We start from the raw sequence: 14,917 nt of genomic DNA, 5'->3' as shown, positions 1-14,917 counted from the left end.
TTTCCGGCTGTGAAGAATTCTTTCATGTCGCCGTCAATCTGCGTAGACTATTTTTATGATCTCGATGTCCCGCGTGCTCGCCGTCGACCTCGGCAAGTCGCGCTGCCGGCTGGTGGTCGCCGATCCGACACGCCGGCCTGCACATGAGGGTACAGGTGCGCCGGGGCTCGCCGCCGCCGACGGTGTCAGCGCCGCTCTCGCAGCGGTCGAGACCGTGCTCGCCGAGGTACCGGACGGGATGATTTCGGCCCTCTCCATCGGGGCGGCAGGTGCGTGGGCCGCACCCGCCGCCGCGCAGCGCCTGGCCGGTCTCCTCGCCGCGCGCGTGCTGGCCCCCGTCGCCGTGACCTCCGACGTCGTCACCGCCCACGCCGGAGCGCTCGACGGCGGCCACGGCGTGCTTCTCATCGCAGGCACGGGCGCCGCCGCCCTCGGAACGGATGCCGAGGGCGCCCGTCTCGTCGACGGCTGGGGTCCCGACGTCGGCGACCTCGGAAGCGGCTCCTGGCTCGGCCGCGAGGTGCTCCGCGCGGTACTGCGCGCCGCCGACGGTCTCGGCCCCGCGACCTCTCTCACGGAGGCGATCGCGGAACCCGTGGGCGCGGCATCCGACATCATCCCTTGGCTCGCGCACGGCGATCCACTCGCCCGACGTCTCGCGACCCTCGCTCCGCTCGCCCTGGATGCCGCCGAGACCGGCGACGAGGCCGCCGCGGCCATCGCCGCCGAGGCGACCCGCCTGCTCACCGCCTCCGCCGTCGCGGCGTCCACGACGCCCGATGTCGTGCTGCACGGCGGACTCACCGACCACGCCTGGTTCCGTGCGCAGCTCACCGACGCGCTGTCCGCCGCCGGCCGCCGGGTCCGGCCGCCCGTCGGCGACGCGATCGACGGTGCCCTCCTGCTCGCCACCCGCTTCGATCTCCCTCACGAAAGGTTCGTGCACCGTGCCGAATGACGACACCCGACTCACCGCTCTGATCGAGGAGCTGTCGAAGCTCGACACCGAGGCCGCGACCACCGAGCGCGGCGACCTCGATCTTCTGACGAGCGCACAGCTCGTCGAGCGCATGAACGCCGAGGACGCCCGGGTGGCGGGGGCGGTGGCCGCGGAGGCCGCGCAGATCGCCGCCGCCGTCGACGGCATCACCGAGCGCTTCCGTCGCGGAGGGCGCCTCATCTACATCGGTGCGGGGACGGCCGGTCGCATCGGCGTGCTCGACGCGAGCGAGTGCCCGCCCACCTTCGGAACCGACCCGTCGCTCGTGGTCGGCATCATCGCGGGCGGTGAGACGGCGATCCGTTCGGCCGTCGAGAACGCCGAGGACGACGCCGACGCTGCGGCCGCATCACTGGCGGAACTGCAGCTCACCGCATCCGACACGGTCGTCGGCATCTCGGCCTCGGGCCGCACGCCCTACGTGATCGGAGGGCTCGACTACGCCCGCGGTCTCGGCGCACTCACGGTCGCGATCGCCTCGAACCGGGCCTCCGCGATCGGTGCCGTCGCCGACATCGCGATCGAGGTCGTGACGGGCCCGGAGTTCATCTCCGGGTCGACGCGCCTGAAGTCGGGCACCGCGCAGAAGCTCGTGGTCAACATGCTCACGACGCTCTCGATGATCAAGCTCGGCAAGACCTACCGCGGCGTGATGGTCGATCTGCTCGCCACCAACGAGAAGCTGCACGCGCGGTCGATCCGTACGGTGTCGCAGCTCGCCGGGGTCGACACCGACGAGGCCGCGCGCGCGCTCGCCGCCGCCGACGGATCGGTCAAGCTCGCGGTGCTCATCCTCGCGACCGGCGCGACGCCCGCCGACGCGGCCTCCGCGCTCGACGCGGCCGACGGCCTGTTGCGCGAGGCGATCTCGGCGCTGAGCTGAGCTCGGCCGGCCGCCGCGGGGGTCAGTGCCCGAACTCGATCAGTGCGACGCCGACCGCGATGAGCGCGACGCCCGCGGCCATCATCGCCGAGAAGTGGTCCTTGAAGAGGATGCGGCCCATCACGGCCGTGATCGCCACGCCGGCGGCGGCCCAGATCCCGTAGGCGACGCCCACGGGCATGCCCATCGCCAGGATCGTGCCCAGCAGCGAGAACGCGGCGAGGTAGCCGACGACGATCACGGGGATCCACCGCCGGCGGCGCAGGCCCTCCGAGGCACGCAGGCTCAGTGTGGCGGTGACCTCGCTGGCGATCGCGAGAACCAGCAGTAGCCAGATCACGAGACGACCTCCGTCGAGGTCGGGCGGGCGTGCGAGCCGAGCTCGACGAGCAGCACGCCGATCACGATCGCGCCGACACCGATGATCTGCACCGTGCCGAGCGTCTCACCGAACAGCACGGTGCCCAGCACGGCGGTGAGCACGACGCCGATCGCCGACCAGATGCCGTAGGCGACGCCCACCGGCATCCCCCGATCGAGCACGACCGAGAGCAACCACAGCGACCCGGTGTACCCGGCGACGACCACGATCAGCCAGAGCGGATGCGTGAAGCCCTCGGCCGCGCGCAGTGACAGCGTCGCCGATACCTCGAGCGCGATCGCGATCAGCAGGGGCGGCCACGGCGAGCGGTGGGGTCGGTCTGTCATCGAGGGCCTTTCGGGAGCGGCGGTGCCGACGGTGGATGCCGGGCTCGTGCGCCGCAGGGGAGAACACGTCGGATGCTCGCAGGATTCCCTGTCCGGCGGGTGAACGGGTGTCGGGGGAACGGGTGTCGGGGGCACCGGGCATCATGGGGACATGAACCGCACGTCGTTGCGCCGCGAGCGCCTTCGTTCGCATCGGCTCACCGCGCGCGCCGCGTCGGTGGTCGAGGCGGCGCGGCACATGCTGGCGGTGCAGAGCCAGGATTTCACCGCCGGGCGATGGGCGCTGGCTGCCCGCACGCGCCGCACCGTCGCCTGGGAAGCGGTCGATCGCGCGTTCGATCGCGGCGACCTCGTGCGTGCCTGGACGATGCGCGGTACCCTGCACACGATCCCGGCACGAGATCTGGGGTGGGTGCTGTCGGTCACCGGGGCGCGTCAGTTGGCGGCCGCCGCGACGCGCCATCGCGATCTCGGTATCGACGACGAGCTGCTGCGACGCGCGGCCCGGATCATCGACCCGGTGCTCCGCGATGACGGCTGCTCCCGCGCGGAGGCCTTCGCACGATGGTCGGATGCCGGGATCGACCCGCGGGATCAGCGCGGTGTGCATCTGCTCGGAGCTCTCGCGATGCGGGGCGAGATCTGTCAGGGCCCGATCGTGCCTGCGACGACCTCCGCGGGGATCACCCGCGAACAGCGCTTCGTCGCGACCGACGCGTGGATCCGTGATTCGATGCGGCCCGACGATCCGCTCGCCGAACTCTTCGTGCGCTACGTCGACGGTCACGGGCCGGTGCGGGTCGAGGACTTCGCGTGGTGGTCGGGGCTCACCCTCGGGGCGTCGCGCGAGGCCGTGGCCCGCGCGGGCGTCCGCGTGGTCGAGGTCGAGGAGGGCACCTATGCAGCGGTCGCACCGCCGCGTCGCTCGCCCGGGGCGCCACGGGTGCAGGTGCTCGGAGCCTTCGACGAGTACTACATCTCCTATGCGGATCGCGCGCTCGTGTGCCCGCCCGAGGGGCTGGCCGCGGTCGGTCCGGGCAAGAACGGCATGGTGCGCCCCGTCGTGGTCGTCGACGGCGAGGTGGTCGGGGTGTGGCGTCTGCCGGCGGCATCCGGACGCGGGGGCGGTGAGGCGGTCGTTGAGCTGTTCCCCGCGGGGGAGCGGCCGGCGCTGGATCCGGAGATCGACGAGCAGGTGCGCGCCGCGCTCGCGCGTCATGCGGCGTTCCTCGGTGCCGCGGCCTGATCCGCGGAGCGACCCGCAGACGAACGCCGTGGATCACTCCTCGGCGTGACGCCCGAGGAACTCGTAGACCTCGCTGTCGTCGACGCCGGGGAAGGCGCCACGGGGCAGCGGCGAGAACATGTGCGTGTGCACGCGGGCGCTCGGCCACGATTTGCCGTTCCAGCGCTCCGTCAGCTCCGACGACGGGCGTCGGCAGCACGATTCGTCGGGGCAGTTCGACACCGCGCGATCGGTCGTCTCGCGACCGCGCCACCAGCGTGCGTCGTCGAAGGGGACGCCCACCGTGATCGAGAACTCGCCGTCGGCCGACGACCCGGTCTGGGTCGAGCACCAGAACGTGCCCGACGGAGTGTCGGTGTACTGGTGGTGCTCGGTCGTGCGGTTCTGCTGCGTGAAGGCCGCCCGTGCCTGGAACTTGCGGCACACGCGCTGACCCTCGACGGCCCCGGTGACGTCCATGGGCAGGGGCAGGTCGTCGTTCTCGTAGACGCGGGTGATCGCGCCGTCGGAGTCCACGCGCAGGAAGTGCAGCGACATGCCCAGGTGCTGGGTGAGCAGGTTGGTCATCCGCATCCCCGCGGCCTCGTGCGTGACACCGAAGGCGTCGCGGAAGTCCTCGACGGCGAGGTTGCGATCCTTCTTGGCCTGCTGCAGGAAGGCGACGGATGCGGTCTCGGGCAGCAGGCAGCACGCACCGAAGTAGTTGATCTCGAGGCGCTGCTGCAGGAAGTCGGCGTAGTCGGTGGGCGGGGTGTGCCCGAGCAGGCGGTGGGCCATCGCCTGCAGCGCCATGGAGCGCAGGCCGTGGCCGCCGGGGATGGAAGCGGGCGGCAGGTAGATGCGCCCGTTCTCGAGGTCGGTGACCGAGCGCGTGGAGTGCGGCAGGTCGTTGACGTAGATGAGCTCGAACCCGAGGCGCTCGGCCATGATGCTCACGGTGCGGTGGCTGAGCGCGCCCTGCACGTGCCCGGCGGCCTTGAGCTGCTTCTCGGCGAGCTTCTCGATGTCACCCAGGTAGTTGTTCTGCGCCCGCATCCGCAGCCGGAGCTCGGTGTTGGCGCGGCGGGCCTCCTCCGGGGTCGCGATGGCCTCGCGCTCGCGGCGCTGGAGCTCGCGGTGCAGCCCCAGCACCGACTCGATCGTCTCGTCGCTCATGCCCTTCGTCACGCGCACGGGGGAGATGCCGAGCTGGCGGAACACCGGACTCTCCTGCGCGCGGTCGAGCTCGATCTCGAGGGCCGCGCGGCGGTTCGGCGGCTCCCCCGAGATGAGGTCGGTGACCTCGGTGCCCGTGGCCTGGGCGATGGCCTGCAGCAGCGAGAGTTTCGGCTCGCGCTTGCCGTTCTCGATCAGGCTGAGCTGCGACCCCGCGACGCCCACGAGCGCGCCGAGCTCGTCGAGGGTGAACCCCTGAGCCTGCCGGTGGTGACGGATGCGATGGCCGAGGGTCGTGAGATGGATGCCGGAGGACGCCATTCCTTGATCTTAGACGAAAGAATTGCGATATTTACGACCGGGATCGTCGAAAAGTCCCGAGGAATGCCGAAGAAGATGGGTTCAACGCCCCACACTTCAAAGGAGCAGCCCATGGCCATCGCCGAAGTCTTCACCCCTCGCACCTCGCCCGTCGCCGCCGCGCGCACCTTCGGCGCGGTACCGGCCTATGACACTCCCGCGATGGCGGAGCTGGTGGCCTGGGTCGACGAGATGGCGGAGCTGACGCAGCCCGATTCCGTGCACTGGGTCGACGGGTCGCGCGCCGAGAACGACTGGCTGCTGCGCGGCCTCGTCTCCGAGGGCAAGCTCATCAAGCTCAACCCCGAGTGGCGTCCCGGCTCGTACCTCGCCCGCTCGCACCCCAGCGACGTCGCCCGCACCGAGGGGCGCACGTTCATCTCCTCCGAGAAGGAGGAGGACGCAGGTCCCACGAACAACTGGGCACCGCCCGCCGAGATGCACGAGAAGATGACGGACCTGTTCGCCGGGTCCATGCGCGGACGCACGATGTACGTCGTGCCGTTCTCGATGGGTGCGGTCGGCGGCCCGCTCTCGCACATCGGCGTGCAGATCACCGACAGCGCCTACGCGGTCGCCTCGATCGGCATCATGACCCGCGTCGGCGATGCCGTCACCCGGCAGATCGCCGACGGCGCCCCGTGGGTGCGCACCGCGCACACCGTCGGCGCCCCGCTCGCGCCGGGACAGGCGGATGCCGAGTGGCCGTGCAACGACGAGAAGTACATCGTGCACTTCCCCGACACCCTCGAGGTGTTCTCCTACGGCTCGGGATACGGCGGTAACGCGATCCTCGCCAAGAAGTGCTTCGCGCTGCGCATCGCCTCGGTGATCGCTCGCGACGAGGGCTGGCTCGCCGAGCACATGCTGCTGATCCGCGTGATCGACCCGCAGGGCACCGCCTACCACGTGGCTGCGGCGTTCCCCTCGGCGTGCGGCAAGACAAACCTCGCGATGCTGCGCCCCACGATCCCCGGATGGACGGTCGAGACGCTCGGCGACGACATCGCGTGGATCCGTCCGGGCGAGGACGGGCGCCTCTGGGCGATCAACCCCGAGGCCGGTTTCTTCGGCGTCGCTCCGGGCACGGGTGAGGCGACCAACGTCACGGCGGTCGAGACGCTGTGGGGCAACACGATCTTCACGAACGTCGCCCTGCGCCCCGACGGCGATGTGTGGTGGGAGGGACTGACCGACACCGCTCCCGCCGAGCTCACCGACTGGCAGGGCAATGCCTGGACGCCGGACTCCGGCCGTCCCGCCGCGCACCCGAACTCCCGCTTCACCGTCTCCGCGGCCCAGTGCCCGCAGATCGCGGAGGACTGGGAGGAGGCGGTGCCGCTCGACGTCATCCTGTTCGGTGGGCGTCGCGCCAGCAACGTGCCGCTCGTCGTCGAGGCGACCGACTGGACCCACGGCGTCTTCCTCGGATCGAACATCTCGTCCGAGCGCACCGCCGCGGCCGAGGGAACCCTCGGCGAGCTGCGCCGCGATCCCTTCGCGATGCTCCCGTTCTGCGGCTACAACATGGGCGACTACTTCGGCCACTGGTTGAAGGTCGGTCGCGGTCTGCGCTTCGATCGTGCGCCGCGCATCTTCCAGGTCAACTGGTTCCGCCGCGGCGACGACGGCCGCTTCCTGTGGCCCGGGTTCGGTGACAACTCGCGGGTCGTCGACTGGATCATCCGCCGGATCGCCGGCGAGGTGCCGGCCGTCGACAGTCCGATCGGGCGCCTGCCGCGCACGCAGGACCTCAACCTCACGGGGCTCGACATCCCGCAGGCCGACCTCGACGAGCTGTTCGAGGTCGACCCCGCGGCGTGGCGGATCGAGGCCGATCGCACCGAGGAGTTCTACGACACGTTCGGCGACCGGCTTCCGGCCGCCCTGCGTGCCGAACTGGCGTCGCTCCGGTACCGCCTCGAGAAGGCGTAACCGGAGCGCAGGGCCAGGTGCCGGTTCGGGGGAGCCGGCACCTCTGCGGGTCCTCATCGCAGGACGCGCGCACAGACCCGCGACGGCGGGATGTCGGAGACGAACCCATGGCTGAGTGGTCTCCGGTATCCCGCCGTCGCGTCTTTCCGTGCGCGTCGCGCCGTGTGGCCGGGGGCAGCGCTCGGATCAGGCGAGCAGCTGGTGGCGGGCGAGGTCGCGGTACAGCGGCGTCGACTCGACGAGCTCCGCGTGCGTGCCCTGACCGACCACCGCGCCGTCCTGCAGCACGACGATGAGGTCGCTGTCGACGACCGTCGAGAGGCGGTGCGCGATCACCACGAGGGTGCGGTCGTTCGAGACGGCGTCGATCGCCTCGCGCATGCGCTGCTCGTTCACGCCGTCGAGCGAGGAGGTCGACTCGTCGAGCAGCAGGATCGGAGCGTCGGTGAGCAGGGCGCGGGCGATCGCGAGTCGCTGGCGCTCGCCGCCCGAGAGCATCACGCCGTCTTCGCCGACCGGTGCCGCAAGGCCCAGGGGGCTGCGCTCGAGCACGTCGCCCAGGTTGACCGCGCGCAGCACCCGTTCGCAGTCCGCATCGGATGCCGCGGGCGAGGCGAGCCGCAGGTTGTCGGCGAGCGTGCCGGCGAGGGTCGGAGCGTCCTGCTCGACGTAGCCGAAGTGCGCGCGCAGCTCGTCGCGAGGGTAGGTGCGCGCGTCGTGCCCGTGGACGCGGATCGATCCGCCCGTCGGGTCGTAGAAGCGCTCGACGAGCGAGAGGATCGTGCTCTTGCCGGCGCCGCTGGGCCCGACGAGAGCGACGCGGGCGCCGCGGGGAACGGCGAACGAGACGCCGCGCAGCACCTCGCGGTCGGGGGCGTCAGCTGCGGGAACGGTGTCGAGGGTCGTCTCCGGCTTCTCGACGTGGGCGTCTTCGAGCAGCGTCCGGGCGGCCTTCGCCGCCGCCTCGCGCGCAGCGACCACGTTGTCGGGGTAGCGGAAGTGCACGTCGCGGAACTCGATCGCGGGAGCATCCGGTGCCGTCGCGGTGTGCACGATGTCGGCGGCGATCCGCTCGTCGTCCTGCGTCTCGGTCGGCAGCTCGAGCACCTCCTGGATGCGGCCGAGCGCGCCGAGCGCCTGGTTGACCGAGGTGATCGCCCCGAACGTCGTCGCGAGCGGCATGACCAGCAGGAACAGGAACATGATGAACGCGATCAGCGAGGCGATCGAGAGTGCACCGGCGGCGACCCGGAACCCGCCGACGCCGAGCACCACGATCAACGAGAGCTGGAGGGCGATGCCCGCGACCGGAACCACGAGCGAGGAGATCTTCGCGATCCGCACGCCGATGCCGTAGGCCTCGTCGGCCGTCTGCGACACGGTCGCGGTCTCGCGCTCGGTCGCGCCGGACGCGCGGATCGTGCGGATGGACCCCACCGCGCGCTCCACCCCGGAGGCCAGCTCGCCGACCTTCTGCTGCTGCGCGGTCGAGGCCGTGCGGATGCGGCCGCTGAGCGCCACCACGACGACGACGGAGACGCCGATCACCAGCACGATCAGCAGCAGGAGGATCGGGTCGATCACGAGCATCGCCACGAGGGCTCCCACGAAGAGCACGGCGCTGCCGACGGCATCCGCCAGTCCCTGCGTGAGCACGGCGTAGAGCAGGGTCGTGTCGGTGCCGACGCGCGAGACGAGGTCGCCGGTGCGGCGCGCGTCGAACTCCGAGGTCGGCAGGTGCAGGATGCGGGCGATGAGCTTGCGGCGGCTGGAGAGCACGACCGCGGTGCCGGTGCGCTGCAGCAGGTAGTGCTGGAAGCCGGAGATGATCGACGACACGATCACGAACCCGATCAGCAACCACACCAGGATCCCGAGCGTGCCGCCGGACTGCACGGCTTCGATGACCTGCCCGACGAGCAGCGGTTGCACCAGCGAGGTCGCGGCGCCGAAGACGCTGAGCACGGCCACGACGACGAGCGTGCGCTTGTGCTCGAAGAGGAAGGGGAGGAGCTGGCGGAACGTGGCGCGCGGGCCATCCTGCTGCGCGCCGCGTCCGCGTCGGCGCGGTGTCGCCGTCCGGGACATGGAAGACCTCGTTCTGGGAAAAAGGGGGTACTACGACCGTACTTCGTGCGGAGGGCGTCCGCGGTCGCTCAGGATCGCCCGAACCGGCGGTGCGCGGCCTGCTTCGATACGCCGAGGGCGCTGGCGATGGCTTGCCAGGAGTAGCCGCCGTTGCGCGCCCGGCGCACTTGAGCCTCCTCGGCGCGCGAGATCTCGCGGCGGAGTGCCGTGAGCCGGTTCAGCTCGGCGAGGGGCTCGCCCTCGGGGTCGGTCGCGATCGCGGTGCGGATGCTCATGCGTCAACGCTAGTTGACACCTGAGCCGGCGTCAACCCGAATTGACGTTTCGAATCGCTCGCTTCGTCGATTCCGACCCCGCGAAACGGCGAAGTGAGCGATTCGAACCCGTGATTGGCAGACTGGGCGGATGCTCGACACTCCCGCACTCCGACCCGGCGACCGCGTCGCCGTGCTGTCTCCCGCCTTCGCCGCTCCGGCCACCGCACCCGAGATCCACGAGCAGGCGATGAGACGGCTCGCCGAGCTCACCGGACTCGTCCCCGTCGAGTACCCGACGACGCGCCTCCTCGGCGCGAGTCCGGAAGCACGGGCCGCCGACGTCAATGCGGCGTTCGCCGATCCGAGCATCCGAGCGATCCTGGCGACCATCGGCGGCGATGACCAGATCCTCGTCGTGCCGCACCTCGATCCCGCGCTGGCGCTCGCCGATCCCAAGCCGTTCCTCGGGTACAGCGACAACACGAACATCCTCAACTGGCTCTGGGGGCTCGGCATCCGCGGGTACTACGGCGGCTCGACCGCTGTCCACCTGGGGCCGGGCGCCGCCGTCGACGACGTTCACCTGCTGTCGCTGCGTGCGGCGCTCCTCGACCGCGGCACGATCGAGATCACCGAGCCGGGGGAGTCCGAGGACATCGGTCGTCGCTGGACCGATCCGCGCGCGTTGACCGAGTTCGGCGACCGGACCCCGACGGAAGCGTGGACGTGGGCGGGGCCTGCGCGCACGGTCTCGGGGCGGACCTGGGGCGGATGCCTGGAGGTCATCGACAGCCTCGCCCTCGCTGACCGCCTGCCGGTGATCGATGATCTCGCCGGGTCGATCCTGTTGCTGGAGACGAGTGAGGAGCGTCCGCCGGCGAGTTGGGTGCACCGATGGCTGCGCGGGCTGGGGGAGCGCGGCATCCTCTCGGCTGTCGCAGGGGTGGTGGTCGCGCGACCGCCGGTGAGCGACTTCGACTTCTCGCCGTCCGCCGAGGAGGCGCGCGCCCTGCGTGCAGCCCAGTGCGACGTCGTGATCGATGTCGTCGCGCGCTACAACCCGGAGGCGGTGGTGTGCGTCGGCCCGCCCTTCGGGCACACCCGCCCGCAGTGGATCGTGCCCTACGGCGGCACGATGACCCTCGACGGCGTCGCACACCGGATCTTCGCCGACTACTGACGCGCGACCGTCGGGGGAACGCGAGAACGCCCCCGGATCCCTGAGTTCGTCCCAGGGGCCCAGAGGCGTTCTGCGGTGACTGATGCCGTTACGGCTGCGGCGTCGCCGCCACGCCGAGGTCGTCCTCGTAGTCGACGTCCTTCGTCTCCTTCGAGAGCACCAGGGCGATGAACGTGAGAACACCCATCGACGAGAGGTACAGACCCACGAGCCACGGGGCGCCGCCGCCCGCCTGCCACAGCCACACCGCGATGAGGGGTGCGACGGCCGCGCCGAGGATCGACGAGACGTTGTACGAGATCGCCGAGCCCGAGTAGCGCACGTTCGTCGGGAAGAGCTCGGGCAGCAGGGCGCCCATCGGGCCGAAAGTGGCGCCCATGAGCATGAAGCCGAACACGAGGAACGCCTGGGCGAGAGCACCGGTGAACTTCGGGTCGACGGCAGGCAGCAGGAAGGCGTTGAACGTCAGACCGAAGATGATGATGAGGCCCGTGACCCAGAGCAGCAGCTTGCGGCGGCCGATCTTGTCGGCGATCGGACCCGACAGCAGGGTGAAGATTCCGAAGAACACGACACCGATGATCTGCATGAGCACGAAGTCCGTGTAGCCGAAGCCGAGACCGGGGTAGAACTGGGCGGCGAACGCCGACGCGTCGAAGTCGTTGCCGGCGGCCTCCGCGGCGGCCTGTGCGGCGGCGGATGCCGTCTCGAGCGAGGCCGCCTTCGTGCCGTACGACAGCGTGAAGTTCGTCATCAGGTAGAACAGCACGTACGTGGCCAGCATGAAGAACGTGCCGAGGATGAGCTGCTTCCAGTGGTGGCGGAAGACGGTCGCGAGCGGGAGCTTGCGGATCGTGCCCTTGGTCTCGGCCTTCTTGAAGGTGTCGGACTCGACGAGGCGCAGACGCACCCAGAGGCCGATGATGACCATCACGGCGGAGAACAGGAACGGGATGCGCCAGCCCCACGAGAGGAACGCCTCGGACTTCAGCGCCGGGTTCTCGGCGTGGGGGAGCAGCCAGTTGATGCTGAGGAACAGCAGGTTCGCGATGATGAACCCGAGCGGGGCGCCCAGCTGCGGGAAGGTGCCGTACCAGGCGCGCTTGCCCTTCGGGGCGTTCTCGGTGGCGACCAGGGCCGCACCCGACCACTCGCCGCCGAGCGCGAAGCCCTGCGCGAGACGCATGATCAGCAGCAGGAGGGCGGCCACCCAGCCGATCTGCTGGAAGGTGGGCAGGAGCCCGATGAGGAACGTCGCGATACCCATCGTGAGCAGCGAGGCGACGAGCGTCGCCTTGCGGCCGTACTTGTCGCCGAAGTGTCCGAAGACCACCGCGCCGATGGGGCGGGCGACCATCGCCGCGCCGAAGACACCGAACGAGGCGAGGAGGGACGTGGTGTCGTTGCCGGTCGGGAAGAAGAGGACCGGGAACACGAGCACGGCCGCCGTGGCGTAGGCGTAGAAGTCGTAGAACTCGATGGTCGTGCCGACCAGGCTCGCGGTGATGACACGCGAGCGGGGATTCGCCGGCGCTGTGGTCGTACTCATGCTGCTCCTTAGGAATAAGTGCCTCGGTACACCGAGGCACTCGGGCGAGTTTACGCCTTCCTGAGTGTTCGCTGTACGCCGGGCGGGGTCAGAAGGCCCTGTGTGACGCGATGCGTAGAGTCGGGCCGACGAGGGGACATCTGCATGGCGACCGAAATGCCCGTCTACCGGGCCCCGATGCGTTCGCGCGATGACGCCGTGCCGCGGGGTGTCGGCGCCGAGCGGGGGCTCGCGCTCGGGATCTGCGGCATCGGCGGCCGGGTGTCGCCGTCGCCGACGACTCTGGAGTCCGCGCTCGCCCGCGCCGACGAGCAGAGCGGCATCCGTTTGGCGTGGAGGATCGAGCGCTTCGCCAAGGCGCCGATCGGGGCCTACGTCTGGACGCGCGACATCGACGGCCTGAGCTACCTCGGGCGGCTCACCGGCCCGTGGACCTACGACGCCACGGCGGAGGCGCTCGCCGCGGACCTCGTGCACGTGCGCCGCTGCGACTGGATCCTCGAGCCGATCGAGGAGAGCGTCGTCCCCGGTGCCGTGCAGGCCGCCTTCGGTCGTGGCGGACGCAACTGGCAGCGCATCCGTGCCGAGGGCGTCACGCCGCCCACGGCAGCGATCTGGCAGCAGCACCGCGGCGACGTCTGAGCTCTCGGCTTTCGCCGGGTACGGTCACTCCTCGGTGTCGCCCAGGCACAGTCCGCGCACGAACTCCGCACGCGGCGAGAGCAGTTCCTCGAGCTCGAGGACGACGACGCGGTTCTCCCCGGCGCGGGTCGCCGGCGCGGGAACGAACAGCGTGCGCTGCGGACCGTTGCGCCAGTAGCGGCCGAGGAAGAACCCGTTCACGAACGCGTATCCCTTGCTCCACGCGCCGGTGTCGAGGAAGAGGTCGGCCGGAGCATCCAGCACGAGGTCACCCGTCCAGGCGCGCGGGCCGTCGCCCGATCGGGGGGCAGTGCGGGTCGCGACCTCGTCGGCGATGGCCTGCACGTCGAGCGGAGTCGAGGTCCAGTCGCCGAGGGGCGCACCATCGAGCATCGGAGCGCCGATCAGGCCCTTCTCCTCGCCGAGACGATGGTCGTAGTTCACGCGACCCTGCTCCTCGACGAGGATGCTGAGGGCTCGACCGGCGGGGATCCGCAGCGCCTGGTCGTGCCGCGTGCGCGACAGGGTGCCGACGGGCTGGCCGTCGACGCTCACCCAGGCGAGGTCGCGCACCTCCTCGACCGTGAGCAGCCCGGGGCCGCTCATCGGAGGAAGGGCCAGGTCGTAGCGCACGAGGGCGCTGAGGTGCCCCAACTCATCGAATGTGGCCGGGAGTGGAGCAGGAGAAGCGGATGCCGCGGCATCCGTCCATGCGCCGGCCGGCGTGAGTTCGACGCTCGCGACCGGGGCGGATGCCCGGGGCGCGGGCAGCTCGTCGGGGACGGGCGCGTACTTCGCGATCACGTCGCGGAAGGCGAAGAACTTCGCCGTCGGATCGCCGGCCTCGTCGAGCGGGGCGTCGTAGTCGTACGACGTGACGATCGGGAGGTAGCGACCCTTGTGGTTCGCGCCGTTCGTCAGGCCGAAGTTCGTGCCGCCGTGGAACATGTAGATGTTCACCGACGCTCCTGCGGCGAGCAGGGCGTCGAGATCGGATGCCGCGGCATCCACGTCGGTCGTGTGGTGCACTCCGCCCCACCAGTCGAACCATCCGTCCCAGAACTCGGAGCACATGAGGGGGCCGGTGGGCTGGTGCGCGCGCAGGGTCGCGAGACGCTCGGTGCTGCGCGATCCGAACGAGCCGGTCTTGTGGAGCTCGGGCAGGCTGCCATCGGCGAGCATCTGATCGGTGGGCTGATCGACGGTCGTGAGCGGCACCGTGATCCCGGCCTCGCGGGTGAGGGCGACGAGGGCTTCGAGGTAGGCCTTGTCGGAGCCGTAGGCGCCGTACTCGTTCTCGATCTGCACGAGCACGACGGGACCTCCGCGGTCGATCTGACGCGGGGCGACGATCTCGTACACGCGGCGCAGGTAGGCGCTGATATCGGCGAGGAACGCCGGATCGGAGGAGCGCAGAGCGCGCTCGCCGGCGGTCAGCCAGGTCGGCAGGCCGCCGTTGTGCCACTCGGCGCAGATGTACGGTCCGGGGCGCACGATCGCGTCCATCCCCTCCGCGTGCACGAGGTCGAGGAAGCGGCCGAGGTCGTTCCATCCGGTGGCGTCCCACTCGCCGCGCCGAGGTTCGTGCGCGTTCCAGGCGACGTAGGTCTCGATCGTGTTGAGACCCATCAGGCGCGCCTTGCGGATGCGGTCCTGCCACTGGTCCGGGTGGATGCGGAAGTAGTGCAGGGCGCCGGCGATGACCTGGTGCTTCCGTCCGTCGCGGAGGAAGTCGGTGTCGCCGATGGTGAAGGAGGTCACGATGTGAAGTGCTTTCGGTAGAGAAGTGGGCGGGGGGGGGGCCCCCCTCACGTTTCTTTCCATCTGCCTGTGTTTGGGCCCCATCCCCCCCCCGGGGAAATTGTTTAGACGGAGACCAGCGCGTATGCCGTCAACAAACCACCCGCCAGCCAC

Annotated in this window: 13 protein-coding genes; 6 read left to right on the top strand and 7 right to left on the bottom strand. The window is 70.4% G+C overall.

Features of this window, described 5'->3' with window-relative positions:
* Nucleotides 1-55: 55 nt before the first annotated feature.
* Nucleotides 56-958: an N-acetylglucosamine kinase gene (locus ACI2JZ_RS10285; protein WP_404597445.1), complete on the top strand. Its 903-nt coding sequence runs from the start codon at nucleotides 56-58 to the stop codon at nucleotides 956-958.
* Entirely contained in the window at nucleotides 948-1,883 is a 936-nt protein-coding gene (gene murQ / locus ACI2JZ_RS10280) for an N-acetylmuramic acid 6-phosphate etherase (protein WP_404597444.1), read from the top strand. Before ACI2JZ_RS10285 ends, murQ begins: the two co-directional genes overlap by 11 nt.
* 22 nt (nucleotides 1,884-1,905) lie before the next feature.
* Here the strand turns inward: murQ and ACI2JZ_RS10275 are convergent, their stop codons facing one another.
* A complete protein-coding gene (locus ACI2JZ_RS10275; RefSeq protein WP_247623066.1) occupies nucleotides 1,906-2,223 on the bottom strand; it encodes a multidrug efflux SMR transporter in 318 nt (105 codons plus the stop codon).
* Nucleotides 2,220-2,591 (bottom strand): DMT family transporter, encoded by a 372-nt coding sequence (locus ACI2JZ_RS10270; RefSeq protein WP_404597443.1) that lies wholly within the window; start codon nucleotides 2,589-2,591, stop codon nucleotides 2,220-2,222. Before ACI2JZ_RS10270 ends, ACI2JZ_RS10275 begins: the two co-directional genes overlap by 4 nt.
* Nucleotides 2,592-2,742: 151 nt before the next feature.
* Between ACI2JZ_RS10270 and ACI2JZ_RS10265 the strand changes: the two genes are divergently transcribed.
* A complete protein-coding gene (locus tag ACI2JZ_RS10265; RefSeq protein WP_404597442.1) occupies nucleotides 2,743-3,837 on the top strand; it encodes a winged helix DNA-binding domain-containing protein in 1,095 nt (364 codons plus the stop codon).
* A gap of 33 nt (nucleotides 3,838-3,870) precedes the next feature.
* Here the strand turns inward: ACI2JZ_RS10265 and ACI2JZ_RS10260 are convergent, their stop codons facing one another.
* Nucleotides 3,871-5,313 carry an XRE family transcriptional regulator gene (locus ACI2JZ_RS10260; protein WP_247955793.1) on the bottom strand — a complete coding sequence of 481 codons (1,443 nt, stop codon included), beginning with the start codon at nucleotides 5,311-5,313 and terminating at the stop codon, nucleotides 3,871-3,873.
* Between the two features lie 111 nt (nucleotides 5,314-5,424).
* Here ACI2JZ_RS10260 and ACI2JZ_RS10255 point away from each other — a divergent pair, with 111 nt between their 5' ends.
* Nucleotides 5,425-7,287, top strand: a complete 1,863-nt coding sequence (locus ACI2JZ_RS10255; RefSeq protein WP_404597441.1) for a phosphoenolpyruvate carboxykinase (GTP) — start codon at nucleotides 5,425-5,427, stop codon at nucleotides 7,285-7,287.
* Nucleotides 7,288-7,473: 186 nt separating this feature from the next.
* Here ACI2JZ_RS10255 and ACI2JZ_RS10250 read toward each other — a convergent pair whose 3' ends face one another.
* Both ACI2JZ_RS10250 and ACI2JZ_RS10245 read right to left on the bottom strand, forming a co-directional pair.
* On the bottom strand, nucleotides 7,474-9,375 hold the full coding sequence (locus ACI2JZ_RS10250) for an ABC transporter ATP-binding protein (protein ID WP_404597440.1): 1,902 nt from the start codon (nucleotides 9,373-9,375) through the stop codon (nucleotides 7,474-7,476).
* A 68-nt stretch (nucleotides 9,376-9,443) separates the two neighbouring features.
* Nucleotides 9,444-9,650, bottom strand: coding sequence for an AsnC family protein (locus ACI2JZ_RS10245; RefSeq protein WP_247623060.1), 207 nt, complete (start codon nucleotides 9,648-9,650; stop codon nucleotides 9,444-9,446).
* Nucleotides 9,651-9,780: 130 nt separating this feature from the next.
* On the opposite strand from ACI2JZ_RS10245, the gene ACI2JZ_RS10240 reads away from it, so the two are divergent.
* Nucleotides 9,781-10,812: a S66 peptidase family protein gene (locus tag ACI2JZ_RS10240; protein WP_404597439.1), complete on the top strand. Its 1,032-nt coding sequence runs from the start codon at nucleotides 9,781-9,783 to the stop codon at nucleotides 10,810-10,812.
* A gap of 88 nt (nucleotides 10,813-10,900) precedes the next feature.
* Here the strand turns inward: ACI2JZ_RS10240 and ACI2JZ_RS10235 are convergent, their stop codons facing one another.
* Nucleotides 10,901-12,361, bottom strand: a complete 1,461-nt coding sequence (locus ACI2JZ_RS10235; RefSeq protein WP_247623058.1) for an MFS transporter — start codon at nucleotides 12,359-12,361, stop codon at nucleotides 10,901-10,903.
* 144 nt (nucleotides 12,362-12,505) lie between these two features.
* Between ACI2JZ_RS10235 and ACI2JZ_RS10230 the strand changes: the two genes are divergently transcribed.
* Nucleotides 12,506-13,003 carry a GAF domain-containing protein gene (locus tag ACI2JZ_RS10230; RefSeq protein ID WP_404597438.1) on the top strand — a complete coding sequence of 166 codons (498 nt, stop codon included), beginning with the start codon at nucleotides 12,506-12,508 and terminating at the stop codon, nucleotides 13,001-13,003.
* A 24-nt stretch (nucleotides 13,004-13,027) separates the two neighbouring features.
* Here the strand turns inward: ACI2JZ_RS10230 and ACI2JZ_RS10225 are convergent, their stop codons facing one another.
* On the bottom strand, nucleotides 13,028-14,764 hold the full coding sequence (locus ACI2JZ_RS10225; RefSeq protein WP_404597437.1) for a beta-galactosidase family protein: 1,737 nt from the start codon (nucleotides 14,762-14,764) through the stop codon (nucleotides 13,028-13,030).
* Nucleotides 14,765-14,917 lie beyond the last annotated feature (153 nt).

The organism is Microbacterium sp. NPDC087868, assembly GCF_044900755.1.
GTDB classification, from domain to species: Bacteria; Actinomycetota; Actinomycetes; order Actinomycetales; family Microbacteriaceae; genus Microbacterium; species Microbacterium galbinum.
This window is presented reverse-complemented; position numbering and strand designations above follow the sequence as displayed.

Coding starts and splice junctions, on each gene's coding strand:
- ACI2JZ_RS10230 (WP_404597438.1), top strand. CDS start 12,506: ATGGCGACCGAAATGCCCGTCTACCGGGCCCCGATGCGTTCGCGCGAT.
- ACI2JZ_RS10270 (WP_404597443.1), bottom strand. CDS start 2,591: ATGACAGACCGACCCCACCGCTCGCCGTGGCCGCCCCTGCTGATCGCG.
- ACI2JZ_RS10245 (WP_247623060.1), bottom strand. CDS start 9,650: ATGAGCATCCGCACCGCGATCGCGACCGACCCCGAGGGCGAGCCCCTC.
- ACI2JZ_RS10240 (WP_404597439.1), top strand. CDS start 9,781: ATGCTCGACACTCCCGCACTCCGACCCGGCGACCGCGTCGCCGTGCTG.
- ACI2JZ_RS10260 (WP_247955793.1), bottom strand. CDS start 5,313: ATGGCGTCCTCCGGCATCCATCTCACGACCCTCGGCCATCGCATCCGT.
- ACI2JZ_RS10250 (WP_404597440.1), bottom strand. CDS start 9,375: ATGTCCCGGACGGCGACACCGCGCCGACGCGGACGCGGCGCGCAGCAG.
- ACI2JZ_RS10285 (WP_404597445.1), top strand. CDS start 56: ATGATCTCGATGTCCCGCGTGCTCGCCGTCGACCTCGGCAAGTCGCGC.
- ACI2JZ_RS10235 (WP_247623058.1), bottom strand. CDS start 12,361: ATGAGTACGACCACAGCGCCGGCGAATCCCCGCTCGCGTGTCATCACC.
- ACI2JZ_RS10255 (WP_404597441.1), top strand. CDS start 5,425: ATGGCCATCGCCGAAGTCTTCACCCCTCGCACCTCGCCCGTCGCCGCC.
- ACI2JZ_RS10265 (WP_404597442.1), top strand. CDS start 2,743: ATGAACCGCACGTCGTTGCGCCGCGAGCGCCTTCGTTCGCATCGGCTC.